Source organism: Bacteroides sp. 1_1_30 (genome assembly GCF_020982715.1).
GTDB classification, from domain to species: Bacteria; Bacteroidota; Bacteroidia; order Bacteroidales; family Bacteroidaceae; genus Bacteroides; species Bacteroides xylanisolvens.
Map to the genome: position 1 here is coordinate 25,047 of NZ_JAJKHN010000019.1, position 25,385 is coordinate 50,431.

Annotated in this window: 23 protein-coding genes; 12 read left to right on the forward strand and 11 right to left on the reverse strand. The window is 44.7% G+C overall.

The genetic code is table 11. The features are described 5' to 3' along the window. Positions 1-172 precede the first annotated feature (172 nt). The 5 genes from LPH68_RS07225 to ppk1 all read right to left on the reverse strand — a co-directional run bounded on the left by LPH68_RS07225 (position 173) and on the right by ppk1 (position 7,689). Positions 173-1,111 carry a site-specific integrase gene (locus LPH68_RS07225; RefSeq protein ID WP_004296815.1) on the reverse strand — a complete coding sequence of 313 codons (939 nt, stop codon included), beginning with the start codon at positions 1,109-1,111 and terminating at the stop codon, positions 173-175. A gap of 116 nt (positions 1,112-1,227) precedes the next feature. After that, positions 1,228-1,854, reverse strand: coding sequence for an HU family DNA-binding protein (locus LPH68_RS07230; RefSeq protein ID WP_004314900.1), 627 nt, complete (start codon positions 1,852-1,854; stop codon positions 1,228-1,230). A 283-nt stretch (positions 1,855-2,137) separates the two neighbouring features. Beyond that, entirely contained in the window at positions 2,138-2,644 is a 507-nt protein-coding gene (gene imm9 / locus LPH68_RS07235; RefSeq protein WP_008641277.1) for an Imm9 family immunity protein, read from the reverse strand. Positions 2,645-2,879: 235 nt separating this feature from the next. Continuing rightward, positions 2,880-5,129, reverse strand: coding sequence for an inorganic phosphate transporter (locus LPH68_RS07240; protein ID WP_134993111.1), 2,250 nt, complete (start codon positions 5,127-5,129; stop codon positions 2,880-2,882). A 376-nt stretch (positions 5,130-5,505) separates the two neighbouring features. Then, on the reverse strand, positions 5,506-7,689 hold the full coding sequence (gene ppk1 / locus LPH68_RS07245; RefSeq protein ID WP_230296894.1) for a polyphosphate kinase 1: 2,184 nt from the start codon (positions 7,687-7,689) through the stop codon (positions 5,506-5,508). A gap of 55 nt (positions 7,690-7,744) precedes the next feature. Here ppk1 and LPH68_RS07250 point away from each other — a divergent pair, with 55 nt between their 5' ends. The 3 genes from LPH68_RS07250 (at position 7,745) to rfbB (ending at position 10,367) form a co-directional block, all read left to right on the forward strand. Further along, complete coding sequence (locus tag LPH68_RS07250) at positions 7,745-8,239, forward strand: metallophosphoesterase (protein ID WP_087320431.1); 495 nt, start codon at positions 7,745-7,747, stop codon at positions 8,237-8,239. A gap of 99 nt (positions 8,240-8,338) precedes the next feature. Then, on the forward strand, positions 8,339-9,208 hold the full coding sequence (rfbA, locus tag LPH68_RS07255; RefSeq protein WP_008026599.1) for a glucose-1-phosphate thymidylyltransferase RfbA: 870 nt from the start codon (positions 8,339-8,341) through the stop codon (positions 9,206-9,208). A gap of 22 nt (positions 9,209-9,230) precedes the next feature. Next, positions 9,231-10,367, forward strand: a complete 1,137-nt coding sequence (gene rfbB, locus LPH68_RS07260; protein ID WP_008026598.1) for a dTDP-glucose 4,6-dehydratase — start codon at positions 9,231-9,233, stop codon at positions 10,365-10,367. Positions 10,368-10,370: 3 nt separating this feature from the next. Here the strand turns inward: rfbB and LPH68_RS07265 are convergent, their stop codons facing one another. Then, positions 10,371-11,264 carry a 1,4-dihydroxy-2-naphthoate polyprenyltransferase gene (locus LPH68_RS07265; RefSeq protein WP_087320434.1) on the reverse strand — a complete coding sequence of 298 codons (894 nt, stop codon included), beginning with the start codon at positions 11,262-11,264 and terminating at the stop codon, positions 10,371-10,373. Between the two features lie 160 nt (positions 11,265-11,424). On the opposite strand from LPH68_RS07265, the gene LPH68_RS07270 reads away from it, so the two are divergent. Further along, positions 11,425-12,528, forward strand: coding sequence for a metallophosphoesterase (locus LPH68_RS07270; RefSeq protein WP_370638797.1), 1,104 nt, complete (start codon positions 11,425-11,427; stop codon positions 12,526-12,528). A gap of 197 nt (positions 12,529-12,725) precedes the next feature. Next, the gene (locus LPH68_RS07275) at positions 12,726-14,015 is read left to right on the forward strand and encodes an ATP-binding protein (RefSeq protein WP_004316992.1); all 1,290 of its coding nucleotides are present in this window, start codon (positions 12,726-12,728) and stop codon (positions 14,013-14,015) included. Between the two features lie 5 nt (positions 14,016-14,020). Here the strand turns inward: LPH68_RS07275 and nadD are convergent, their stop codons facing one another. The 3 genes from nadD to LPH68_RS07290 all read right to left on the reverse strand — a co-directional run bounded on the left by nadD (position 14,021) and on the right by LPH68_RS07290 (position 16,454). Then, the gene (nadD, locus tag LPH68_RS07280; RefSeq protein ID WP_087320436.1) at positions 14,021-14,611 is read right to left on the reverse strand and encodes a nicotinate (nicotinamide) nucleotide adenylyltransferase; all 591 of its coding nucleotides are present in this window, start codon (positions 14,609-14,611) and stop codon (positions 14,021-14,023) included. Between the two features lie 208 nt (positions 14,612-14,819). Further along, positions 14,820-15,389: a guanylate kinase gene (gene gmk, locus LPH68_RS07285; RefSeq protein WP_008641270.1), complete on the reverse strand. Its 570-nt coding sequence runs from the start codon at positions 15,387-15,389 to the stop codon at positions 14,820-14,822. A 186-nt stretch (positions 15,390-15,575) separates the two neighbouring features. Beyond that, positions 15,576-16,454 (reverse strand): YicC/YloC family endoribonuclease, encoded by an 879-nt coding sequence (locus tag LPH68_RS07290; RefSeq protein ID WP_008641269.1) that lies wholly within the window; start codon positions 16,452-16,454, stop codon positions 15,576-15,578. A gap of 89 nt (positions 16,455-16,543) precedes the next feature. Here LPH68_RS07290 and tsaB point away from each other — a divergent pair, with 89 nt between their 5' ends. The 7 genes from tsaB (at position 16,544) to rseP (ending at position 23,568) form a co-directional block, all read left to right on the forward strand. Continuing rightward, the gene (gene tsaB / locus LPH68_RS07295) at positions 16,544-17,233 is read left to right on the forward strand and encodes a tRNA (adenosine(37)-N6)-threonylcarbamoyltransferase complex dimerization subunit type 1 TsaB (protein WP_004316997.1); all 690 of its coding nucleotides are present in this window, start codon (positions 16,544-16,546) and stop codon (positions 17,231-17,233) included. A gap of 29 nt (positions 17,234-17,262) precedes the next feature. Then, positions 17,263-17,874, forward strand: coding sequence for a DUF4290 domain-containing protein (locus LPH68_RS07300; protein WP_004316998.1), 612 nt, complete (start codon positions 17,263-17,265; stop codon positions 17,872-17,874). Positions 17,875-18,045: 171 nt separating this feature from the next. Then, on the forward strand, positions 18,046-19,350 hold the full coding sequence (gene murA / locus LPH68_RS07305; RefSeq protein WP_008641268.1) for a UDP-N-acetylglucosamine 1-carboxyvinyltransferase: 1,305 nt from the start codon (positions 18,046-18,048) through the stop codon (positions 19,348-19,350). After that, entirely contained in the window at positions 19,347-19,886 is a 540-nt protein-coding gene (gene rimM, locus LPH68_RS07310; protein ID WP_008641267.1) for a ribosome maturation factor RimM, read from the forward strand. Before murA ends, rimM begins: the two co-directional genes overlap by 4 nt. A 74-nt stretch (positions 19,887-19,960) precedes the next feature. Beyond that, positions 19,961-20,821, forward strand: a complete 861-nt coding sequence (locus LPH68_RS07315; protein ID WP_004317001.1) for a M23 family metallopeptidase — start codon at positions 19,961-19,963, stop codon at positions 20,819-20,821. 97 nt (positions 20,822-20,918) lie between these two features. Continuing rightward, on the forward strand, positions 20,919-22,088 hold the full coding sequence (locus tag LPH68_RS07320; protein ID WP_004317002.1) for a 1-deoxy-D-xylulose-5-phosphate reductoisomerase: 1,170 nt from the start codon (positions 20,919-20,921) through the stop codon (positions 22,086-22,088). 124 nt (positions 22,089-22,212) lie between these two features. Beyond that, complete coding sequence (gene rseP / locus LPH68_RS07325) at positions 22,213-23,568, forward strand: RIP metalloprotease RseP (protein ID WP_004317003.1); 1,356 nt, start codon at positions 22,213-22,215, stop codon at positions 23,566-23,568. 108 nt (positions 23,569-23,676) lie between these two features. On the opposite strand, the gene LPH68_RS07330 is transcribed toward rseP, so the two are convergent. Further along, positions 23,677-23,847 (reverse strand): hypothetical protein, encoded by a 171-nt coding sequence (locus LPH68_RS07330; protein WP_153882593.1) that lies wholly within the window; start codon positions 23,845-23,847, stop codon positions 23,677-23,679. A 21-nt stretch (positions 23,848-23,868) separates the two neighbouring features. Continuing rightward, entirely contained in the window at positions 23,869-25,272 is a 1,404-nt protein-coding gene (locus LPH68_RS07335; RefSeq protein ID WP_008026570.1) for an MFS transporter, read from the reverse strand. Positions 25,273-25,385: the final 113 nt, after the last annotated feature.

A 25,385-nucleotide genomic window follows, 5' to 3' on the forward strand; every position in this document is an offset into this window, starting at 1 on the left:
ACGTTAACAAAGCTCTAAGACAAAGAATCCACGTGTTCTTCTGTGTTTATTCCTATTTTGAGTAGTTTATTAGAAAAAATGTACGATTTTGTTTGGATGTTTTAAGAAATATGCTCATATTTGCAGCGTCTTTTCTTCCCGTTACCTACAAAGTAACAGCACTATCAATCAACTACTTGCCACAAATATAGTTCCTTTTCAGCGAAGATAGAATCGTCACATTCGCTTCATCTATTTTCTTATTCTTAAAAGGTTTTAGATAAGTCTCTGTGACGATAATGGATGAATGTCCCATCGCCTCTGAAATAATGCCTGGATGTATCTCGCAATAATATGCCATTGTAGCCCAAGTATGCCGAGCCGTATATGAGCTTAAATCAGAAGTCAATGCAAGTACTTGTTTCAGCAACAGAAGCTGATAGTTAAAATTACGCAAAGCTATCTGATATTCCCTGTAGGTAGCTTCGGTACTCTCTCCGCCAGTCAGTATGGGAAAAAGATAAGGAGAAGCAGAATCGGTGTTCATATACTTTTTTATTAGTTTCATAGTTTCCGGCAGAAGCGTCACAGTTAGAAGCCGCCCGGTTTTTCTACGACGATAAGTAAGCACATTCCCCACCATATCCTGCTTTTTAAGATAGGCAAGATCTACAAACGGCATACCACGAAGCATGAACATTAAGAAAAAGTACGCGCGCGTACGTTGTAATTCTTCCCTTCCCTGATGAATTTGTTTGGGAAGCTCTTTCATCAATCGTTCCATATCCTCCTTTTCCAGTGCACGCTTTCTGTCAGCACGCGTTCCTGTATAAACATACCGGAAATGATGCGGTATATAAGATGCCATACGACGGTCAACCGCGCGGTTGTACACCGCCCTCAATGTACGCATATAGGTTGAAACCGTGTTCCAACTACAATCCTTTTCCCGCAAATACGTTTCAAAACTTTTAAGAAACTCCTGATTCACTTTCTTGAATGACAGATTCCTGCTCCCGTTAAATGCAATGATAGCATTCATGCTACTCCTGTAAACATGAGCAGTTCCATAATTCCCACTTTTTCGAAGCCCTTCAGCTACTTCCTTCATAAATGAAATCAAATTCCCCATTTTTATTAATTTTAGTTATCACTCAAGCACGTCCCTGAAGAAAAGCGCCCTCACCGCAATTCCCCCCAATGCTCTTAATTCAAAATCTCAAAGTATCATCATACAAATATGATGAATTATGTTTTCTTTATATACACCCGATGTGTTCCTCTGCCATCAATCCCGATACCGGAACCGGGCGTATACGCCCATTGGCGCAATTCATTGGTAGCCGCTGTGCGCAGCAGACCTGTCAGCTTCCGGTATTCGTAGACTGTCAAAAAAGGATGTTCCTCCAAATATCTGACAGCCAATGCAAGCCGTTGCGCCGGAGTATACTTCTGTGAAGAACGTTGCGACTTCCACGGAGCTCTTTCCAGCAGACATCTTCCATTGATACGCCTTATCATCTTCCTGTCTACACGAAAGTTCACGTTTCCCACCACAATGCTTCGTGCGTTACGATGGGTTTCGCCTTCTCCGGCCTTTTCACGCTCTTTATCTTTGCATAACGCCAACGAAGGAGAGAATGTTCCAATGCCATCCAGCTTCACAGACTTGCCTTCTGCCATCTGATGTGCCATCTCAATACCTATTTGTGTAATTACGCCTTCCACATCTCCGACATTAAAACCACTGCTGGATGCTATCTGACGTATCAGCTCCTCGGTAGAAACCTGATCCATCATTGCAAACCGAGGATAAAGTACTTGTTCGCCCGTTCCATGAATATCGGGCATTTCTTCCATTACATACATTGCCATAGTACTAAAGTTTATTTGAAATATTGATTACTAATAGAAAACATCCTTGCTATAGGTAGAAAACTTGTTCTCCCCTAGAAGAAAAGTTCTTTTTCCCTTAGGGCAAACTAAAACCGCAAGTTCTGGTTTTATAACTGAAACTTCTGATTACATAATCAAAAGTTCCGGTTTTATAATCAGAACTTGCGGTTATAGTTTTCTTACCAACAAAGATACGTTTTCCTGCCGGGATAAGCAAGTTTAATCCCTATGAAAAGAAAGTTTGATTACAATTCAGTTACTATCACCGTTTCTTTACTTTATATCCTTTCAAGGTAAAACCTACTTCAAACAAATTCAAAAGGGCTATCCGGATGTTATCTTCAATATAGGTTCCCATAGTATCATATTTCGCAAAGTTGACGGGAAGCAACCTGTTATTTCTCCTATAGTTTTCATCCGGTATTTTACCAGTAAACCGTTCTTTCTTCTTCACTCCCCAACGAACGGTTTTACTGCAAGGGAGAGGTATACCGATCGTCAACACTTTTTCTTTTGTTGCCGTATCGGTGATTCCATGTTTCCGGATACTGATATGATTGGCTCCCAAATAAGTACCGATATACAGGACAATTGTCAGCTTCCAATCGTCCAAAGCCTCATCGGTTTGAATGCCATTTACCAAATCAGAGAAATAGTCCTCAACCATTTCTTTGTCAAAACTGTTTAGTTCGGGCCATTCACATTTCTCAAACAACTGATGCACATTGACAGGAACCAGTAAAGTGGTTATTTCTAATTGATATTTCATTCATTTCATTTTTATACCATTGCATTTTAAATCGTCTCAAATATCTTACCGACTATAAATATACAATTTTATCAAATCAAATGCTAAAGAACAGAGCTTTTTTATCCAACCACCTACTAAAAAGAAAAGACTGTTTGACATACCCTCACTTATATAAATAGGGTTTATCAAACAGTCCTTTCCTTTCGAGTTATCATTCGTTTTTTCCAGTGAAGAACGTTATCGTTTCCAGCCTTTACGGCATTTCAGTCTCCACTTGGAATTTACGGCTTACTTTCATTAAGTTGATGGTGTAAGTGACTACGTTCTGTGCTTCCTGAACCATCGTGAGATATACCATGCTAACCCGGATACTTCCTGATTGGCTTTGGATGCGTTGCAGTTCCTTACGTTTCAATAGCGAAAGCTGTCCGTTGAGGTCGTTGGCACGACGGATTTCTTCTTCCAGATTGTTGTACTCGTTGTTTTCCATTTTCTTACGGCATTGCTGAATCAGATATGTAATATCTTCGGCAACATCGCTGAATTCACCTTTCTGAATGGCATCCAATGGGTTGAAGTTATTGTCGGTATGTTCCAGGCAAGGTTCGCAGAGACGAGAAATACTGTAAACGAGTTCGCTGGCAAAGTCGTTGCCTTGATAGTAATAAAGTCCCTTTTCGAGTACGGTGTTGTTGTCGAGGCGGCACATGGCTACGGTGCCGGAACGTTTCATCTGTTTGATGAGCTGTTTTTCAAATTTTGTGGAACCCATAGCACGACGCAGTCCTCGAAGATTTTCGTGGAGGAAAGAAGTGACGGTCAGTTCGAAGTTAGTTTCTGCATATTCCAGCACTTTGGAAAGTTCTTCACGGGTGTGCTTACGCATCAGTTGCAGGGCTTCTGTGCTGTCTGTGGCTTGCATAAGTTGCTTCAGAGTTTCGTTACCTTGTTCTTTCGCTTTGCGTTTTTTGTACATCACTTGGCTACGGATCAGAATGAATACAGCTATACCGATGAGTGCGATGATAGAGATATTTCCTCCATAATGAAGTACGAGGGCTACGAAGAAACAGATGGTGAAGGCAGCTCCGGCAGTGATGAACCAGCCACCGATGACGCTTAATACGCCAGTAATACGATAAACGGCAGAATCACGTCCCCAGGCACGGTCGGCCAAGGAGGTACCCATAGCTACCATGAAGGTTACGTAGGTGGTAGAAAGAGGAAGTTTCAGGGAAGTTCCCAAGGCGATGAGCAGACCCGCTAATACTAGGTTGACAGAAGCGCGGACAAGGTCGAAAGCTGCTCCGTCGGCAATGATGGCTTCGTCTTTGCGGAAGCGGGAGTCAAACCATTCTTTGCTGCCACTTGGCATAATGCGGGAGATTCCGTTGGCAAGTGTCATACTGATGCGGACTACTGTACGGGCAATCGGGGTACTTCCGAATGTTTCTTCTCCTTCATCTTGACGGGAAAGGTCGACGGATGTTTTAATTACGGCATGTGCCTTTTTAGAAGTACAAAGGGCGTAGACCATAACGGCTCCGGCTCCGATAAGGAAATACCACGGGGTTTTGGCGGGTCCCAGCAGGGAGGTCATCAGGAAGCCGTTCGGATTTCCTCCTCCGTTGGCGGTATAGTCCATAAAAGAGGAGAAGCCTGCGAGGGGAACACCGATGAAGTTGACAAGGTCGTTGCCGGCAAAAGCGAGAGCGAGGGCGAAGGTGCCCATCAATACAATTACTTTGAAAACGTTGATTTTCATCCAGTGAAGGATTTGCATCAGTACGGTGAAGAACACGAAGAAGACGGCGATTAACATCAATGTGTTGTCTTGTATCCAGTGTTTGTTTTCGGGGGTCATGAAGGAGCTGTCTTTCAGTCCTTTGATAAGCATGAAATAGATGATGGCGGTAGCGGCTACACCTCCGAAGAGTGCAATGCTGTATTTCATCTTTTTCGTATAGTTGAAGGTGAATACCACACGGGCCAGCCATTGTACGATCATTCCGAAGAAGAAGGCGATGGCGACGGATACGAAAATGGCCATGATGACGGAAAGGGCTTTGTCGGTGTTTATGAGGTCGCCCAAACCGAGGGTGTCGCTATTATGTACTTTGATAAGTGAGAGGGCGAAGGTTCCTCCGAGTAGTTCAAAGACTAATGAAACGGTGGTGGAGGTGGGCATACCCATGGAGTTAAATACGTCCAGCAGTACTACGTCGGTCAGCATGACGGCTAACAGGATGCACATGATTTCGGCAAAGTAGAAGTGCTCGGGCTGGTAGATGCCGTGCCGGGCTATGTCCATCATGCCATTGGATAGGGAGGCGCCAATAAATATGCCGACGCCGGCTATGAAAAGGATGGTTTTAAACGAAGCGGCTTTGGCACCTACCGCGGAGTTTAAGAAGTTGACTGCGTCATTGCTGACTCCGACTATCAAATCGAAGACGGCAAGGACGAAGAGGAAGATGATAATGCATAAATAAATAGTCTCCATAAATAATATGTGTATGTTGTTTCCAGTTGCAAAGGACGGGATTTGACGTTGCAGGGAGGTGTCATACATGTTACAATTGTATTACAATCATCTTTCTTTTGTCTTGAAACAAAAGAAAGAAGCAAAGAAAAATTCAAGGCTGACTTTTTTCTCCTACTCGCTTCCTTCACTTCGCTAAAGGGCAGAAACTCGCTACGCTCAAACAGTCTGCCCTTCTTGACGCTACGTTACGGGCGCTCGCTTGACGGAGAAAAAAGTAGGCCGGGAAACCATGCGGGGTGCAGGTCATTGTGATCGTATGTACGATGGGGGGGGCTGGGGTATGGTTGCAATGATGTGTTTTCCGCAGCATAGTTGCTGCGGAAAGGATTTGATGTTAGCTGTTAGTTTTGTTTAGCCAGTCGTAGAAGGTGTATTGGGCTCGGACGGTAGGGGTGCCGGGTGTTCTTTTTTTGAATATGTTTTGCAACTTATCATCTACCCAGCAGGCTTTTTGGTTGTCGGCAAGCTGGATATTAAGCATTTCGATCAGGCTGTCACGCAGGTCGGGGGCAAGAACGGGGGTGATGGCTTCGATGCGGCGGTAGAGGTTACGGCGCATCCAGTCGGGAGAGCCTATGAATACTTTGGGGGTGCCGTCGTTGCCGAAGTACCAGATGCGGGCGTGTTCGAGGAAGCTATCCACAATACGGGTGACACGGATATTACGACTGTATGACTGTCCGGGGATGAGGCAGCAGATACCACGGACGATAAGGTCGATTTGTACACCGTGTTCGGAGGCTTCGTAGAGGCGGTCTATCATGGTAGGGTCTTGGAGGGCGTTCATTTTTAGAATGATGCGTCCTTGCTTGCCTTCGTCTGCGAGGGATATTTCGCGGTCGATCAGGCGGTTCAATTCAGGGATGAGGTTGAAACGGGCTACCAAAAGGGTGGTGAACTTCGGGTCTTCTTTTCCTTGCAGGGTACGGAAGAGGTTATAGAGGTCGGCCACTATTTCTTTGCGACAGGTGAAAAGACCGCAATCGGCGTAAAGGGTGGCGGTTTTTTCGTTAAAGTTGCCGGTGCTGATGTAGGCGTAGCTGGGGATTTTCTCACCGTTTAATCCGCGACGACGGATCAAGGCTACTTTGGCGTGCACTTTCAAACCAGGGATGCTGTAGATTATCTTGATACCGGCGGCTTGCATCATTTCGGCGGTGGCAAGGTTGTTTTCTTCATCAAAGCGGGCTTTCAGTTCCACAAATACGGTGACTTTCTTGCCGTTTTGGGCGGCGGCTATCAGGGTGTTGATGACGGCGGAGTTTTCCGCTACGCGGTATTGAGTTACCATGATTTCACGGGTTTCCGGGTTGTGCACGGCTTCATACAGGAAGTGGATAAAGTGCTCGAAAGAGTGATAAGGGTAATATAATAATAGGTCCTTTTTGGCGACGTAATTGAAAATGAATTCTTTCTCATCGAGGACGGTCAGCTTCATCGGCTTCGGTTTTTCGAGGCTATGAAGGGATTTGTTCGGGTTGGGAAGATGACGCAGGTCTTCGAGGTTCAAATGCTTATCACCGGGGACAAGTTCGTCACGCTGAATACGGAAGGCATCCACAAGGAAGTCCAGGAATTCAGAAGGCATAGCACGGTCGTAGACGAAACGGCAGACGTCACCGATCTTGCGTTTCTTCACTTTCTTCTTAAGTTGGGCGACGAGGTCGGCACTGCTGGCGGTGTCGTCAATCAATATATCAGCATCACGGGAGATTTTGATGCAGTAGCTGGAATCAACGTCGTAACCGGGGAAGATCAGGTTGAGGTTTGCCTTGATGATGTCTTCGGTAAACATCAAATAATGATTTTTCTCGCGAGACGGAAGTTCAATGAAGCGGGGCACTTTGGCGTAGGGTTGTTTCATCACAAAGTAAAGGGGTTGTCGGAGGTCTGTTACATTTGGCCTTACTTCTTCCATACCTACTTTTATACCTTCTCCGTCATTTCTTTCATTTATGCACTCTCCGGTATATTTTTCTATATTTTCTTTAGGTTCTTCTCCTTTGTTTTTTTCTTCTTTCTTCGGATAGACTCGTATTGCCAGGTAAAGACGGTTGTCCCGCAGGAAGGAGACAATTTTATCTTTGGATACAGGCACAGGTTGCAGGTAGGGAAAGATTTCCTCCCGGAAAAAGTCTTTGATAAACTGTTGGTGGAACGGTTCTACATGATTGTCCTGATAAAAGATGATATGATTTTTGCGCAGGGCAGGCAGTATTTTTTGTTCATAGATGCGTACACGGTCATCCAGCTGGCGGGTGACTTCTTTATTTATTTCCTCTACCAGTTCGCGGGCTGACTGTACGGTTTCTTCATCGCTTTCCGTAGCGCCGGAAGCAACAGCTTTATGGTCGGCTACACGGATTTTGTAAAACTCTTCGAGGTTGGAAGAGTAGATAGAGATGAAGTTGATACGTTCGTAAAGCGGCAGACGCTCGTCCAGAGCCTCCAACAATACGCGGTAATTGAATGAGAGCCAACTTATATCTCGCTTGAAATAATTATATTTGCTTTCCATGTGCTTTAAGATTTTTCCAAATATAGTATCTTTGTGGGATTAAACAAAGAATTTTATGACAAGAATTGGATTATTATCTGATACTCACGCTTACTGGGATGAGAAATACCTGGAATATTTTGAACCGTGCGACGAAATCTGGCACGCCGGAGACATCGGTTCGCTGGAAGTAGCGGAAAAGTTAGCCGTATTCCGTCCATTCCGGGCGGTGTACGGAAACATTGACGGACAGGAAATCAGAAAACTGTATCCTCAAATAAATCGTTTCACGGTGGATGGTGCGGAAGTACTGATAAAACATATCGGCGGTTATCCGGGAAAGTACGATCCTTCCATCATCGGTAGTCTGATGACGCGACCGCCCAAGCTTTTTATCAGCGGACATTCGCATATATTAAAGGTGAAGTATGATAAAACGCTGGATATGTTACATATCAATCCGGGAGCTGCAGGTATGTCTGGTTTCCATAAGGTGCGGACTTTGGTGCGTTTTGTTATCAATCAAGGGGCGTTTCAGGACTTGGAAGTTATCGAACTGGCGGACAAATAAAATAAATGTCCCCGCCTGACTGAAAAATTATTTTAAAATTTTGCCACGTCGGAATTCTTTCCGACCTTTGCACACTGTTAATGAATAACTCAGACGAACATGAAAGGAATTATTCTGGCCGGTGGTAGTGCCACCCGACTTTATCCGCTTTCCAAAGCGATTTCCAAACAAATCATGCCTGTGTATGACAAGCCGATGATTTACTATCCATTGTCGACACTGATGTTGGCAGGAATACGCGAAGTGTTGATTATTTCGACTCCACGTGACTTGCCTATGTTCCGGGATTTGCTGGGAACGGGTGAGGAGCTGGGTATGTCTTTCTCCTATAAAATACAGGAACAACCTAACGGACTGGCACAGGCTTTCGTATTGGGAGCCGATTTCCTGAACGGTGAACCGGGCTGTCTGATTCTTGGGGATAATATGTTTTACGGACAAGGCTTTTCTGCCATGCTCCGCCGGGCTGCCAATATAGAAAAAGGCGCCTGCATCTTCGGCTACTATGTAAAAGACCCGCGCGCTTATGGTGTAGTGGAATTTAACGAACAAGGGAAAGTTATTTCACTGGAAGAAAAACCGGAAATGCCGAAAAGTAATTATGCCGTTCCCGGACTCTATTTCTATGATGCCAGTGTGACGGAAAAAGCAGCAGCTCTTCGTCCTTCAGCACGTGGAGAATATGAGATTACAGACCTGAATCGCCTGTACCTGGAAGAAGGCACATTGAAAGTGGAACTCTTCGGACGCGGATTCGCATGGCTGGATACGGGTAACTGCGACAGTCTGCTGGAAGCATCCAACTTCGTGGCTACTATTCAGAATCGGCAAGGTTTCTACGTCAGCTGTATTGAAGAAATCGCCTGGCGTCAGGGATGGATTCCGACGGAGCAATTGCTTCTGTTAGGTCAGCAACTCGAAAAGACCGAGTATGGAAAGTATCTCATCGAATTGGCAAAACAATCCTAAAATCAACATAATAGAATAAAATATGAAAACTTATCTAGTGACCGGTGCCGCAGGATTTATCGGGGCAAATTACATCAAATACATCTTGGCCAAACATAACGACATCAAAGTCGTGATATTGGATGCTTTGACGTATGCAGGTAACTTAGGAACGATTGCCAAAGACATCGACAACGAACGCTGCGTCTTTATCAAAGGAGACATTTGTAGCCGTGATGTGGTAGACGGTCTTTTTGCTGAGTATCGTTTTGATTATGTGGTGAATTTCGCTGCCGAAAGTCACGTTGACCGCAGCATTGAAAATCCGCAACTGTTTCTGATTACCAACATTCTCGGAACACAGAACTTATTGGATTGTGCACGCCGCGCATGGGTAATGGGAAAAGATGAACAAGGATATCCTACCTGGAGAAAAGGTGTACGCTATCATCAGGTATCCACCGACGAAGTGTATGGTTCACTGGGAGCCGAAGGGTATTTCACAGAAACAACCCCGCTTTGTCCTCACAGCCCGTACAGTGCCTCTAAGACTAGCGCAGACATGGTAGTGATGGCTTACCATGATACTTATAAAATGCCGGTAACAATTACCCGCTGCTCAAACAACTATGGTCCGTATCATTTCCCGGAGAAATTGATTCCGTTGATTATCAAGAATATCCTCGAAGGAAAACATCTCCCCGTCTACGGTGACGGCAGTAATGTACGCGACTGGCTTTATGTAGAAGATCACTGCAAAGCGATTGATCTCGTTGTACGTGAAGGTAAAGACGGAGAAGTGTACAACGTTGGCGGACATAACGAGAAAACAAACCTCGAAATCGTAAAACTGACTATTTCAACTATCCACCGTCTGATGGCAGAGAATCCCGAATATCGCCAGGTTCTCAAAAAGAAGGTGAAAGACGAAAACGGAAATATTTCGATCGACTGGATCAACGAAGATCTGATTACGTTTGTTAAAGACCGTCTGGGGCATGACCAACGTTACGCCATCGATCCTACAAAGATTACAAATGCTTTAGGATGGTATCCCGAAACAAAATTCGAAGTCGGTATCGTAAAGACAATCGAATGGTACTTAGCCAACCAGGCTTGGGTGGAAGAAGTTACCAGCGGAGATTATCAGGGTTACTACGAAAAGATGTATGGGAAATGATTCTCAACTTACCAACATTCCTATTGCAATAAGAACACCCATAAACAGCATATTACGCGAAGTCTCGCCTAATATGCTGTTTAATTTTTTACCACTATATATTTTCACCATCCGTTTCCAGGTGAGGAAATGAGGAATCAAATAGAGTTGCGGAAGAAGAGCGGCTAAAAAATGACCTTCACGAAGGAAACACAGACAGAGAAGAGAAGCTGTAACACCCAGCATCAAATAAAAATAGCGGCCGAACTTCTCACCGAAACGAACGATCACTGTTCTTTTTCCACTGCGCGCATCCGCTTCCCGGTCACGGTAGTTATTGACTACCAGTAGCGTATCAATCAATAGTCCACAAATCAGAGAGGCGATAGTGACATCCGGCGTCCATGTTAGCGCTTGCACGTAATATGTTCCGCCAACAGGCACAAATCCAAAGAAGACAATCACCAGTACATCTCCCCAGCCGTTGTAAGAAAGAGGATAAGGGCCGGTGGTATAAAGAAAAGCGAATAATACACAAAGCACTCCTACGACAATCAGTTCCCATCCGGCAAAGAAAAGTAATGTGCAACCGATAAGACAGGCAAGAGCAACCGTAATAATAATCCCGGTTTTCATCGCTTGCGGAGAAATCCATCCCTGTGCACAAGCACGTTCGGGTCCCAGGCGATCTTCCCGATCTGTCCCTTTGAGGAAGTCGAAAAGGTCATTGATGAAATTAGCGGCAATTTGCATCAGACTTGCGAACAGACAGCAGATCAGTGCCGGCAACCAGTGAAAATGCCCGTCCATCGCAGCGAGAGCTGTACCTATCAGAACAGGGGTAACGGCTCCTGTAAGAGTTTTGGGACGTGCAGCTAATATCCATGCTCGTAGCGAGTTACGCTTTACTTCTTCCATACTTTAATATATTATAAAGAGTTTTGACGGACAAAGATACATGATTTTTCGTATCTTTGCACCCCAGAAAACTTCAAACTAAGAGAAGATGAAGAAAATAAATGCTCCTGTGATGGAGAAAATAAATACCCTATTGATGAAAAAAATAAATATCCCATTGATGAAGAAAATAAATATCCCATTGATGAAGAAAACGATTTATCCACTGACGAAGAAAACAATCTACCCTGTTATCCTGTTGACATTGCTTTTGCTTGTTTCCTGCAAATCGAAAAAGAATATGGTGGCTAGCTTGCCGCACCCTGTCTTACATACTGATTCCATTTATCCGGATACGACTAACGCCATTGCCGGACTCTTCGCTCCCGACCACTCGAAACTCAAAGCACTGGCTGTTTCTAAAAACCAAAAGCAACATACAAAGAAAAAGGAGACTGATACCGACGCAGACAAATCCGACCGGATGCTCCGTGGAACCCAAATAACCTCTTCCAGCGTAGATGTGTCATCTGTTTATACAGGAGTGGATCGTGTAGTAAAATACGACTTCACCCACCGCGATGTACCTGAAGCTTTTGAAGGTTTCCGCATCGCTTTCATTTCCGATTTACATTACAAAAGCCTGCTAAAAGAGAGAGGATTGAACGATCTTGTCCGTCTATTGATTGCCCAAAAAGCAGATGTTCTTTTGATGGGTGGTGATTATCAGGAAGGTTGCGAATATGTAGAACCTTTGTTTTCCGCACTTGCACGTGTAAAGACACCAATGGGAACCTATGGAGTGATGGGTAATAATGATTACGAACGTTGTCACGACGAAATTGTGAACACTATGAAACATTACGGAATGCGTCCGTTAGAACACGAAGTGGACACGCTGCGTAAAGACGGCCAGCAGATTATTATCGCCGGAGTGCGCAATCCTTTCGATCTGGGGCGCAACGGAGTATCACCCACTTTGGCACTCTCTCCCAAAGATTTTGTCATCTTACTAGTTCATACGCCGGATTACATAGAAGATGTTTCAGTAGCCAATACAGACCTCGCTCTCGCAGGACATACACACGGCGGACAAGTCCGTGTATTCGGAGTCGCCCCGGCACTGAACTCACACTACGGCAATCGTTTTATCACCGGACTGGCATATAATACAGCAAAAATACCTTTGATTATAACAAACGGAATAGGAACTTCAAAGTTACCGATCCGTGTCGGTGCTCCGGCAGAAATCATCGTCATTACTCTTCATCGATTGACGGAGTAAGGTATCGTGACTTGGTACAATAACAAACAAAAATAGCAACATCACACACTTTTCTGATACGACTTTCTGTAACATGCCACACTTTTAGGGTATAACTTTTTGTTAAATACCACACTTTTAGGGTACGACTTTTTGTTATTATCCTTTTTAGTGCTTACATTTGTACCTATAAGTAGCTGACAATAAAAGAAAGAAGTATGAGAAGAAATGCAATGCAACAATTGTACGATTGGAAAGAAAAGTCTACACGAAAGCCTTTGATTATTCGCGGAGCCCGTCAGGTAGGAAAGACATGGCTTATGAAAGAGTTTGCGGCTACTGCTTACAAACAGTTTGCCTACATCAACTTCGAAGACAATGAAGTGATGAAAGAGGTTTTTCAAAAAGATTTTGATATCGAACGTATTTTGATGGCTATCCAGTTAGTAACCGGAAAAGTAGTAGATACAGATACCTTAATTCTTTTTGACGAACTTCAGGAAGCCCCACGCGGCTTGACAGCCATGAAATATTTCCTGGAGAAAGCGCCACAGTATCATGTTATTGCAGCTGGTTCTTTACTGGGCATCGCTATGCATCAAAATGACTCTTTCCCGGTGGGAAAAGTCGATTTTATAGACCTATATCCACTTTCTTTTTCCGAGTTTTTAGAAGCTATCGGACAAGAGTCTTTTGTCAGCTTGCTTGCAAAGCAAGATTGGAACCTCATTTCTACCTTCCGTTCTAAATTCACCGACTTCCTTAAACAGTACTATTTCGTAGGAGGAATGCCCGAAGTAGTCAATGCATTTATTGAGCATAAAGACTATACCGAAGTCCGCCAGTTGCAACAAAACATACTGGATTCTTATGACCGTGATTTTTCCAAACACGCTCCTATTGCCGAAGTCCCTAGGATTCGTATGGTGTGGCGTTCGGTTCCTGCACAACTGGCTAAAGAAAATCGCAAATTCATTTATGGAGTTATAAAAGAAGGAGCAAGAGCCAAGGATTTTGAACTGGCCATAGAATGGCTGATAGATGCCGGTCTTATTTATAAAGTAAACCGGGTAAAGAAAGGTGGAATACCTTTATCGGCCTACGAAGATTTTTCCGCATTCAAACTGTTTATGCTAGACACCGGATTAATGGGAGCAATGAGCGGACTCCCCCCACAAGCATTATTGGAAGGCAATGTTTTATTTACCGATTATAAAGGAGCAATTACCGAACAATATGTGTTACAACAACTGAAATCAGTGAAAGGCTTGAATATCTATTACTGGTCTTCAGATACTTCCAAAGGAGAATTGGATTTCCTTTTGCAAAAAGAAATCTGTATTATTCCGGTCGAAGTGAAAGCTGAAGAAAATTTACAGTCGAAAAGTCTGCGCTCTTTTGTTGAAAAGAATCCAGAACTACATGGCATCCGTTTTTCCATGTCAGATTATCGGGAACAAGAGTGGCTGACAAATTATCCGTTATATTCTGCCGGACACATATTATAATATATTCAAAGGCGTATATTATCTTTCTTGATAGCCTCCCAAACTCTTGGATGTAGAAAGTAGCGAATATCTTTCCCTGCACTCAAGGCTTCCCGAATAAAAGTGGAACTGATTTCAAAAACAGGGGAATGAACGAGACGCACGGTTTCCGGCAATTCCTCTTCTTTTACCGGAAAGCCAGGACGAGGATAAATGAGGAGTTGATTCTCTTTAATGATGCGTTCGGACTGATACCAGCGTTCAAAACGTTCCCAATTATCGGAACCGATAATGAAATAAAATTCCCGGTTAGGATACGTTTCACGAAGTTTTTCCAGTGTATATACGCTATACGAAGGACGGGACAAATGAAATTCAAAGTCTGAAGCTCGAAAACGAGGATAATCACTGATGGATAACTCCACTAATTGAAGACGAAGCTCGTCACTCCATAATTCAGCCTTCGTTTTCAAAGGATTCTGCGGACTGACCATAAACCATATTTCATCCAACCCTTCATACTCACAAAGGTAATTGGCTAAAGCGAGATGCCCGATATGAATCGGATTGAATGACCCGCTGAAGATTCCGGTTTTTCTTGTTTTAACTTGATTCATTTTCCGCTATTCTTTCTTGCTTTATTTTCTTTCTCCACTTCGGTAAAACAATAGCTTGTCTGATTGTGAGAAGTAGCGCAATGCCGCTTATGAACCATTGTTGAAAATAAAGGCATACAATAAAAGCAAGAAGATTCATCACACCGGTGACGGCACACAGATACATCCATTTTCGGGTGTTACAATTCTTCTTGTACATTCTCAAGTCTTATTCTTCGGCTAAAAACTCTTTAATTACTTTCAATGCTTCTGCCTTCGCAGCTTCCAAATCGTCATTGACAATCACACAATCGAATTGCGGAGCAAACCCCAATTCATATTCTGCCTTAGCAATACGGCTTTCAATGATTTCCGGGGCATCCGTTCCGCGCCCTTCCAACCGACAACGCAATTCTTCCACCGAAGGCGGTTGAATAAACACTGACAACGCACGGTCACCATAAAACTTCTTGATATTACATCCACCTACCACATCAACGTCAAACACAACATTCTGACCTGCTTCCAGTTGCTTTTCCACTTGTGCCTTCAATGTTCCGTAATAACGGTCCTTATATACTTCCTCATACTCCAAAAATTCGTTGTTCTCAATGCGACAACGGAATTCCTCCGGCGTAAGAAAGAAATATTCCACTCCGTGCTGCTCCGTACCACGCGGAGGACGGCTGGTAGCAGAAATAGAAAATGCAAGATTCAAATTCTGCGTCAGCAGATAATTGATAATAGTAGATTTGCCCGAACCTGACGGGGCAGAGAAAATAATTAGTTTACCGGTCATTATTAAAGTTTATTTGACATTAAGTTATTTACAATTAGACGATTTACGATGTACGATTGAAGTTAGTATTGCGAAATAATAGTGTACACATTTGGATATTTATAAATTCAAAAAGTAATATCAATCATACATCGTAAATCGTCTAATCGTAAATGAATCATCGTAAATGAATTTATTGTGAGTAAATTACATCACGTTCAACACCTGCTCCTTAATCTGCTCCAACTCATCTTTCATCTGAACAACGATTTTCTGCATTTCGGCATGATTGGACTTGCTACCTAACGTATTGATTTCCCGACCCATTTCCTGGGCGATAAAACCAAGTTTCTTACCTTGTCCGTTACCGCTTTCCATTGTACTGATGAAATATTTCAGATGGTTGCTAAGGCGTTGTTTTTCTTCATTAACATCCAGTTTCTCAATGTAATAGATCAATTCCTGCTCCAAGCGGTTCTTGTCGTAATCCACACTTAATGTCTTTTCGAGAGCATCCGTGATGCGTTCTTTCACTTTTTCCACACGTTCTTTTTCGTAAGGAGCGATCTTTTCGAGCAGGCTTGAGATATTGGCGATCTTTTCACGGAACTTTTTTTCCAGTGCAGCACCTTCCTGTTTGCGGAAATCTACCAGATGACTGATAGCATCGAGCACAGTGGCATGCACCATTTTCCATTCCTCTTCGGTCAGTTCCTGGATTTCCGTTTTAGTCATCACATCCGGCATACGGAGCAATGTCTGAAACCAGTCGGCAGGAACAGGGATACCAAGATTCTGCGAGATTGCCAAAATCTGTTTGTAGTAACCTTCCACCAATACTTGATTGATAGGAGTCGCATTTTCTGCCGCTTCTTTCTTCTCGATCCACAGGCTGAAATCGACCTTTCCACGTTCCAGCACTTTAGAAATCTCATTACGGATTTCAATCTCTTTTTCACGATACGCCGGAGCGATGCGAGTGGATAAATCCATTGCCTTGCTGTTGAGCGACTTGATTTCTACATTTATTTTTTTATCAGGAAGTTCGGCCGTAGCTTTGCCGTATCCTGTCATAGACTGTATCATAACCTTAAAGTTTTGTGCAAAAGTACACGAATATTTTAAGAATTGGAAATAATCATGTAAATTTGCGACAATTTAATAAGCTGATTTTTATGTCGTGTATACTGAATATTGAAACCTCTACCTCTGTTTGCTCGGTAGCGGCCAGTCAAGACGGACAGACGATTTTTGTGAAAGAAGATTTGAAAGGCCCTTCACACGCCGTGTCTTTAGGAGTTTTTGTAGATGAAGCGTTGTCTTTCATAGACAGTCATGCCATCCCTTTGGATGCAGTCGCAGTGAGTTGCGGGCCGGGTTCTTACACCGGACTTCGAATCGGGGTTTCTATGGCGAAAGGAGTTTGTTACGGACGTAACGTCCCATTGATCGGTATTCCGACGCTGGAAGTATTGACTGTTCCGGTGTTGTTGTATCACGACTTGCCCGAGGACGCTTTGCTTTGTCCGATGATCGACGCCCGCCGCATGGAAGTATACGCAGCCGTTTATGACCGCAGACTTCAGGTGAAACGTGCAGTAGCTGCCGATATTGTAGACGAAAACTCTTACTTGGAGTTTCTGAACGAGCAGCCGGTTTATTTCTTTGGAAACGGGGCCGACAAATGCCGCGAACAGATCACGCATCCGAACGCACATTTTATCGACAATATTCACCCGTTGGCTAAAATGATGTTCCCGCTGGCAGAAAAAGCAATAGCCGACGAAGATTATAAAGACGTGGCTTACTTCGAACCTTTCTACTTGAAAGAATTCGTTGCTTCCATGCCGAAAAAACTTCTTTAATTTTTAATTTTAAACTTTCAATTAAATAAATGCAATACAATACTCAACAGAAAAGAATGCCGCTTCCCGAATACGGGCGTAGCATCCAGAACATGGTAGATTATGCGTTGACCATTCAGGATCGTGCAGAACGTCAGCGTTGTGCCAACACCATCATCAACATTATGGGAAATATGTTCCCCCATTTGCGTGATGTGCCCGACTTCAAGCACAAGCTCTGGGATCACCTGGCTATCATGTCCGGTTTTGAGCTGGATATTGACTACCCGTATGAAATCATCCGTAAGGATAACTTGGTGACCCGTCCGGATCCGATCCCCTACTCCACTGCCCGTATGCGTTATCGCCATTACGGACGCACACTGGAAGTGCTGATAAAGAAAGCAATCGAATTCCCCGAAGGAAACGAAAAGAGAAACCTGATTGCCCTCATCTGCAACCACATGAAGAAGGACTACCTGGCATGGAACAAAGATACAGTGGACGACAAAAAGATCGCCGAAGACCTGTACGAACTCTCCAACGGGGAACTCCAAATGACTGACGATATCGTCCGGCTGATGGCAGAACGCCTGAACCAGAACTATCGTCCGAAGACGAACTATACCAATAATCGTCAGAACAACAAGAGAAGATACTAAGAAAATAGGAAATAAGAAATAAGTATTAAGTATAAAGTATTAAGTATTAATCGCAGCCATTTGTTGGCACTGGTTGGATTTCTTTTACTTATTTACTTAGCGTGCGATACCGTACGGTTAATACTTAATACTTGATACTTAATACTTTAATCATACTTAATACTTTAATTAATGGCTTCATTTGTAATCGAAGGAGGACATCGGCTTTGCGGAGAGATTCACCCGCAAGGAGCTAAAAACGAGGTTTTGCAGATAATCTGTGCCACATTGCTAACCGCAGAGGAAGTAACGGTGAACAATATACCTGACATTCTTGATGTCAACAACTTGATTCAGCTCTTGCGCGAGATGGGAGTGACGGTTGCAAAGAAAGGCATTGATTCTTATAGTTTTAAAGCAGAGAATGTAGACTTGGCTTATCTGGAAAGCGATGAGTTTTTAAAGAAATGCTCCAGTCTGCGAGGCTCTGTCATGCTGATTGGCCCTATGGTGGCACGTTTCGGCAAAGCGTTGATATCCAAGCCGGGAGGAGATAAAATAGGCCGCCGCCGTTTGGACACCCACTTTGTAGGTATTCAGAATTTAGGAGCGGACTTCCGTTATGATGAAGGACGGGGCATTTATGAAATAACAGCCGACAGACTTCAAGGAAGCTATATGCTGCTGGACGAAGCATCCGTCACCGGAACAGCCAATATCGTAATGGCTGCCGTGCTTGCCAAAGGCACTACTACCATCTACAACGCTGCCTGCGAACCTTACGTGCAACAACTCTGCCGGTTGCTCAACCGAATGGGAGCGAAAATCAGCGGAATTGCCTCCAACCTGCTTACTATTGAAGGTGTGGAAGAATTGCATGGCGCGCAACACACCGTATTGCCCGATATGATTGAAGTCGGCAGTTTTATCGGTATGGCAGCCATGACAAAAAGCGAAATTACCATCAAGAACGTTTCTTACGAGAACCTTGGAATCATCCCCGAGAGCTTCCGCCGCCTGGGCATCAAACTCGAACAGAGAGGAGATGACATTTATGTTCCCGCACAGGAAACCTACCAGATAGAATCATTCATCGACGGCTCCATCATGACGATAGCCGACGCCACCTGGCCGGGACTGACTCCCGACTTGCTTAGTGTGATGCTCGTTGTAGCCACACAAGCCAAAGGCAGCGTACTGATCCATCAGAAGATGTTCGAAAGCCGCCTGTTCTTTGTGGACAAGCTAATCGATATGGGTGCACAGATCATCCTCTGCGACCCTCACCGTGCCGTAGTCATCGGACACAATCATGGCTTCAAGTTGCGTGGTGCCCGCCTGACTTCACCGGATATACGTGCCGGTATCGCCCTTCTGATTGCCGCCATGAGTGCCGAAGGAACCAGTACCATTAGTAACATCGAACAGATAGACCGTGGTTATCAGAACATCGAAGGACGTCTGAACGCTATCGGAGCCAGAATCACCCGAATATGATAAAGAAAGAAGAAGTATATAAGATAGGATTATTCAATAAACCGCATGGTATTCACGGCGAATTGCAGTTTACGTTTACCGACGACATTTTCGACCGTGTGGACTGCGATTATCTGATATGCCTGCTCGACGGTATTTTCGTGCCCTTCTTCATTGAAGAATACCGTTTCCGTTCCGACTCCACCGCTTTGGTAAAACTGGAAGGAATAGACACCGCCGAACGTGCCCGAATGTTCACCAACATTGAAGTTTACTTCCCCGTAAAGCATGCGGAAGAAGCGGAAGACGGCGAATTGTCCTGGAACTTCTTTATCGGTTTCCAAATGGAAGACATTCATCACGGACCTCTAGGAGAAGTGATAGATGTAGATAACACTACGGTAAACACCCTTTTTGTGGTTGAAAGAGAAGAAGAGGAACTACTCGTTCCCGCCCAAGAGGAATTTATCGTAGGAATAGATCAGAAACAGAAACTCATCACCGTGGAACTTCCCGAAGGGTTACTCAATCTGGAAGAGTTGGAAGATGACCGATGAGAACAAATAAAACGATGAGTCACTCATCAACTGAAAATAGTAAATAGTAAATCGTAAAATAGTAAATATCCGAGATGCCAAAGAGAAGACGAAGTAAAGCTTTCTGGAAAAATTTCAAGTTCAAGTATAAACTAACGATCGTTAATGAAAATACACTTGAAGAAATTGTCGGACTTCGTGTATCCAAGCTCAATGGACTATCCGTTTTACTTTGCGTGCTGGCAGTGCTTTTCCTGATTGCTTCCTGCATCATTACTTTCACCCCGTTGCGCAATTATCTTCCGGGATATATGAACAGTGAAGTCCGTACACAGATCGTAGACAATGCGCTGCGTGTAGACTCTTTGCAACAAGTGCTCAACAAGCAGAACCTCTACATCATGAACATTCAGGACATTTTCAGCGGGAAAGTGCCTATCGACAGCGTGCAAACGCTTGATTCGCTGACTGCTGCCCGTGAAGACACGTTGATGGAACGAACCAAGCGGGAAGAAGAATTCCGCCGCCAATATGAGGAGAATGAAAAATATAATCTGACCTCCATTACTTCCCAACCGGACGTGACCGGATTGATATTATACCGTCCGACACGAGGCATGGTGTCCGACCACTTCAATGCCGAAAAGAAACATTACGGCACTGACATTGCCGCCAATCCCAACGAAAGCGTACTGGCAACCATGGACGGAACCGTCATCCTTAGTACATACACCGCTGAAACCGGTTATCTGATTGGCGTGCAACACAACCAGGATTTAATTTCGATCTACAAACACTGCGGCTCTCTCCTGAAAAAGGAAGGTGAACGGGTGAAAGGAGGCGAAGCCATCGCCCTGGTAGGAAATAGCGGAACACTTAGTACAGGGCCGCACCTGCACTTCGAACTTTGGTATAAAGGTCACCCGGTAAATCCGGAAAAATACATCGTTTTTTAAGTTATCAATGATGAATGATGAGATATGGCGAGTGATGAGATATAAGTGATAATCAGCGATGATATGTTTGTCAACAAAATAGGAAGAATTAGATAAAATGAATATAGAGACTAATAAAAAGAAAAAACAAATAGCTATCCTTGGCTCCACAGGTTCTATCGGGACGCAGGCTTTGCAAGTCATCGAAGAGCATCCCGACCTGTACGAAGCATACGCACTGACAGCCAACAATCGTGTGGAACTACTGATTGCCCAAGCACGGAAGTTCCAGCCGGAAGTGGTAGTGATAGCCAACGAAGAAAAGTATTCCGAACTGAAAGAAGCATTGAGCGACCTGCCTATCAAGGTGTATGCAGGGACCGACGCTATCTGTCAGATTGTGGAAGCGGGTCCTATTGATATGGTATTGACAGCCATGGTCGGTTATGCCGGACTGAAGCCGACAATCAACGCGATCCGCGCCAAGAAAGCGATTGCATTGGCAAATAAAGAAACATTGGTAGTAGCAGGTGAACTGATTAACCAGCTGGCACAACAATATCGCACTCCGATTCTGCCGGTAGACTCTGAACACTCCGCCGTTTTTCAGTGTTTAGCGGGAGAAGTGGGCAATCCGATTGAGAAAGTGATATTGACTGCCTCCGGAGGTCCGTTCCGCACTTACACTTTGGAACAATTGAAGTCTGTGACTAAGACACAGGCCTTGAAACATCCCAATTGGGAAATGGGAGCAAAAATCACGATTGATTCTGCTTCTATGATGAATAAAGGTTTTGAAGTGATCGAAGCCAAATGGTTGTTCGGTGTTCAACCCAGTCAGATTGAGGTGGTTGTGCATCCGCAATCAGTCATTCACTCGATGGTGCAGTTTGAAGACGGAGCTGTAAAAGCACAGTTGGGCATGCCCGATATGCGCCTGCCCATCCAGTATGCATTCTCCTATCCCGACCGTATCAGTTCTTCTTTCGACAGGCTCGATTTCTCCAAATGCACGAACCTGACGTTTGAGCAACCCGACACGAAACGTTTCCGCAATCTGGCACTCGCTTACGAAGCGATGTATCGCGGAGGGAACATGCCTTGCATCGTTAATGCCGCCAATGAAGTAGTGGTAGCCTCTTTCCTGAAAGACGGCATCAGCTTCCTCGGCATGAGCGACGTGATAGAAAAAACAATGGAACGGGCCACCTTCATTGCCAACCCGACCTACGATGATTATGTGGCTACCGATGCGGAAGCAAGAAAGATAGCAGCAAGTCTGATATAATTCATTTCGTAGAGGAATAAAGAAAATAGAGAAATTGATTAGTATTAATATAAATTGAAAATAGCCTTTATATCTTCTCTTTGGCAGAGAATCCAGTGAAGGCTTTAAATTGTAAATAGACTATATGGAAACATTTTTGATTCGTGCCCTGCAATTGATTATGAGCTTATCTTTGCTCGTTATCATTCATGAAGGCGGGCATTTTCTTTTTGCCCGTTTGTTTAAGGTGCGTGTAGAAAAATTCTGCTTATTTTTTGACCCCTGGTTCACCCTGTTTAAATTCAAGCCCAAGAAAAGTGACACAGAATATGCAGTAGGTTGGCTGCCATTGGGCGGTTATGTCAAGATAGCCGGTATGATTGACGAGTCGATGGATACCGAGCAGATGAAACAACCCGAACAACCGTGGGAGTTCCGTTCCAAACCGGCGTGGCAACGTCTGCTAATCATGGTGGGTGGCGTACTGTTCAACTTCCTGTTGGCCCTGTTCATCTACTCGATGATTCTATTTGCGTGGGGCGACCAATATATAAAGGTGCAGGAAGCTCCTCTCGGTATGGATTTCAACGAAACAGCCAAATCCGTAGGTTTTCAGGACGGCGACATCCTTCTTTCTGCCGACGGCGTTCCTTTTGAACGTTATGACGGCGATATGTTGAGCCAGATTGCCGACGCCCGCGAAGTAAGCGTTATCCGCAACGGCGCGAAAGCCTCCGTTTATATCCCTGAAGACTTGATGCAACGCCTTCTGGCAGACAGCATCCGTTTTGCCTCCTACCGTTTCCCGTATGTGATAGACAGTGTGATGGTGAATTCTCCTGCCGCACAAGCAGGCATCCAACCAGGCGACAGCATTATCGCCCTGAACGGAACACCGATTTCTTTCTCCGACTTCAAAGAAGCGATGGCAGAACGTAAGAAAAACGCGGAAACCCTGCTCAAAGACAGCATAGATCCGCGCCTGATTACACTGACCTATGTGCGTGGCGGCGTAACCGACACATTGAATATGCGTGTAGACTCCGCCTACCTGATGGGTGTAACCGCCTGTCTCGTCACAGACCGCCTGCTCCCTATGGTGAAAAAAGAATATACTTTCTTCGAATCCTTCCCGGCAGGTGTCTCCCTCGGCGTAAAAACCCTGAAAGGATATGTAGGAAACATGAAATACCTCTTCTCGAAAGAAGGAGCCAAACAGCTAGGTGGCTTCGGAACGATCGGCAGCATCTTCCCTGCTACATGGGATTGGCACCAGTTCTGGTATATGACAGCCTTCCTTTCCATCATTCTGGCTTTCATGAATATCCTCCCTATCCCCGCATTGGACGGCGGCCACGTGCTCTTCCTCTTCTACGAGATGATAGCTCGCCGCAAACCGAGCGACAAATTTATGGAATACGCTCAAATGACCGGTATGATTCTACTCTTCGGTCTGTTGATATGGGCTAACTTCAACGATATTCTAAGGTTCTTCTTCTAACAGACCAAACGACAGAAGAAAGACATAAAAAACAATCCCGGATGAGAACAGGTATTCACTCCTCTCTCATCCGGGATGCTTTTTTATAGTTGCTTGCCTTTAAATCTTCTAAATCTTCAACATCTTTTTTTCCCTTTCCAAATCCGTTTCATCCAACTTGGGTGAAGGCACTGTGCACGTTTTGATATAATCGCCCTCCTGACAAGTATAATTGTAGTACACCTCCAGTTCCGGAGTGAGCTCCGCTTTCGGCACCAACCTCAGTTTATTTATTTTCAATTAGCCTGACTTTATCAGTTCTTATTTTCTTTTCAGAGTGGAAGGCTGCGATAGTCTCAAGCTGCTGACGATAGCCGCCACAACAGCAAATCCACTTCCTACCATAAGACAGACAGCTGTACTCCGGTCATGAGCGACAAAGCTGAAAAGCAATGCGACCAATGTTGTCCCGGTGGTCTGTCCCAACAAGCGGGCCATTCCCAACATACCACTGGCTCCGCCCGAACGTTGCGTAGGAGCGGAAGAGATAATCGTACTGTTGTTCGGTGTCTGGAACAATCCGAAGCCTGCCCCACACAGCATCAAACGCAGTATGATACTAATATCGGACGACTCCGCAGTCAGACTGGAAAGCGAGAAAAGCCCGACAGCAAACAGAGCCATCCCGACACTTCCCAAGATACCGGGGTGGATGCGCTCGACAAGATATCCTGCCAACGGAGCCGTGACAAGCGTAGCCAACGGCCACGGTGTGAGTAGAAGTCCGGTCATGACTTCGCTGTGTCCCAAAGTGTTCTGGAGGAAAAAAGGCAAAGAAACCATCGCTGTCATTTGTGCTATGAAAGAACAGATGGAAGTCAGGATGGACAGCCGGAAAATCGGAATCCGCAGCAGATCAAGAGGGAGCAGCGGAGTGGTCTGCGTCAGTTGTCGGCGCACGTAGTAGGTACCGACCACTGCCAACACAATCAGTTGAATGAAAAGGAAGTCCATTTTCTCATGGTGGGCAAATCCGTCCAGCGTGTAAATGAGCAGACCGAAAGTGACCGCATTCGCGATGGCACTGATATAATCGAATTTACGTTTCGTACGCTCCTCCTGTCGTGGCAGGTGTTTGATGCCGAGAAGCAATGCAGTGAGTCCCAACGGCACATTGATGGCAAACAACCAGTGCCAACTGGCAATGGAAAGAATACCGCTCGCCACAGATGGTCCGGCGGCAGCCGATATGGCGACTACCATTGCATTGATCCCCATCCCCCGCCCGATCTGGCTCTTCGGATAGATGTAACGCAGCTGTGCCGTATTCACACTAGTGATGGCGGAAGCGCTGAACCCTTGAAAGATACGGGCAACCGTCAAAGTCCAAAACGAATCGGACAAGGCACAGATCAATGAAGTGACGCAAAACAGTCCGATGCCCGAAAGAAAGACTTTCCGGTAACCGATGATTTCACCCAAAGCGGAAAAAGACAGTAACGATATAACGATGGCCAGCTGATAGCCGTTGATAATCCAGGTGGTTACAGCGGGAGAAGTCCCAAAATCATGCGAAAGTGTAGGTAGTACGATATTGACGATGTTAATATCCAGTACTGACATACAAAGAGCGAAGCCGACAGACACCACCGCCCAAATACGTTTAGGCATTGGCAAGCCATCGGTCTCATCGTTTTTTTGAGTTGGATTTATTGATTGTACCATAAAAACTTATTCTTGTAAGTAGTCGTTTATTTCTTCACCATCAAGCAGACACAAACACAGACGCAAGCCCCACCGACTACCAAAAAGCGCCGCGTTACTCTGTGATGAAAAAT

Bases quoted from the DNA above. Each gene is read 5' to 3' on its own strand.
- LPH68_RS07225 (WP_004296815.1), bottom strand. From the start codon at position 1,111: ATGGGGAATTTGATTTCATTTATGAAGGAAGTAGCTGAAGGGCTTCGA.
- LPH68_RS07230 (WP_004314900.1), bottom strand. From the start codon at position 1,854: ATGGCAATGTATGTAATGGAAGAAATGCCCGATATTCATGGAACGGGC.
- imm9 (WP_008641277.1), bottom strand. From the start codon at position 2,644: ATGAAATATCAATTAGAAATAACCACTTTACTGGTTCCTGTCAATGTG.
- LPH68_RS07240 (WP_134993111.1), bottom strand. From the start codon at position 5,129: ATGGAGACTATTTATTTATGCATTATCATCTTCCTCTTCGTCCTTGCC.
- ppk1 (WP_230296894.1), bottom strand. From the start codon at position 7,689: ATGGAAAGCAAATATAATTATTTCAAGCGAGATATAAGTTGGCTCTCA.
- LPH68_RS07250 (WP_087320431.1), top strand. From the start codon at position 7,745: ATGACAAGAATTGGATTATTATCTGATACTCACGCTTACTGGGATGAG.
- rfbA (WP_008026599.1), top strand. From the start codon at position 8,339: ATGAAAGGAATTATTCTGGCCGGTGGTAGTGCCACCCGACTTTATCCG.
- rfbB (WP_008026598.1), top strand. From the start codon at position 9,231: ATGAAAACTTATCTAGTGACCGGTGCCGCAGGATTTATCGGGGCAAAT.
- LPH68_RS07265 (WP_087320434.1), bottom strand. From the start codon at position 11,264: ATGGAAGAAGTAAAGCGTAACTCGCTACGAGCATGGATATTAGCTGCA.
- LPH68_RS07270 (WP_370638797.1), top strand. From the start codon at position 11,425: ATGAAGAAAATAAATATCCCATTGATGAAGAAAACGATTTATCCACTG.
- LPH68_RS07275 (WP_004316992.1), top strand. From the start codon at position 12,726: ATGAGAAGAAATGCAATGCAACAATTGTACGATTGGAAAGAAAAGTCT.
- nadD (WP_087320436.1), bottom strand. From the start codon at position 14,611: ATGAATCAAGTTAAAACAAGAAAAACCGGAATCTTCAGCGGGTCATTC.
- gmk (WP_008641270.1), bottom strand. From the start codon at position 15,389: ATGACCGGTAAACTAATTATTTTCTCTGCCCCGTCAGGTTCGGGCAAA.
- LPH68_RS07290 (WP_008641269.1), bottom strand. From the start codon at position 16,454: ATGATACAGTCTATGACAGGATACGGCAAAGCTACGGCCGAACTTCCT.
- tsaB (WP_004316997.1), top strand. From the start codon at position 16,544: ATGTCGTGTATACTGAATATTGAAACCTCTACCTCTGTTTGCTCGGTA.
- LPH68_RS07300 (WP_004316998.1), top strand. From the start codon at position 17,263: ATGCAATACAATACTCAACAGAAAAGAATGCCGCTTCCCGAATACGGG.
- murA (WP_008641268.1), top strand. From the start codon at position 18,046: ATGGCTTCATTTGTAATCGAAGGAGGACATCGGCTTTGCGGAGAGATT.
- rimM (WP_008641267.1), top strand. From the start codon at position 19,347: ATGATAAAGAAAGAAGAAGTATATAAGATAGGATTATTCAATAAACCG.
- LPH68_RS07315 (WP_004317001.1), top strand. From the start codon at position 19,961: ATGCCAAAGAGAAGACGAAGTAAAGCTTTCTGGAAAAATTTCAAGTTC.
- LPH68_RS07320 (WP_004317002.1), top strand. From the start codon at position 20,919: ATGAATATAGAGACTAATAAAAAGAAAAAACAAATAGCTATCCTTGGC.
- rseP (WP_004317003.1), top strand. From the start codon at position 22,213: ATGGAAACATTTTTGATTCGTGCCCTGCAATTGATTATGAGCTTATCT.
- LPH68_RS07335 (WP_008026570.1), bottom strand. From the start codon at position 25,272: ATGGTACAATCAATAAATCCAACTCAAAAAAACGATGAGACCGATGGC.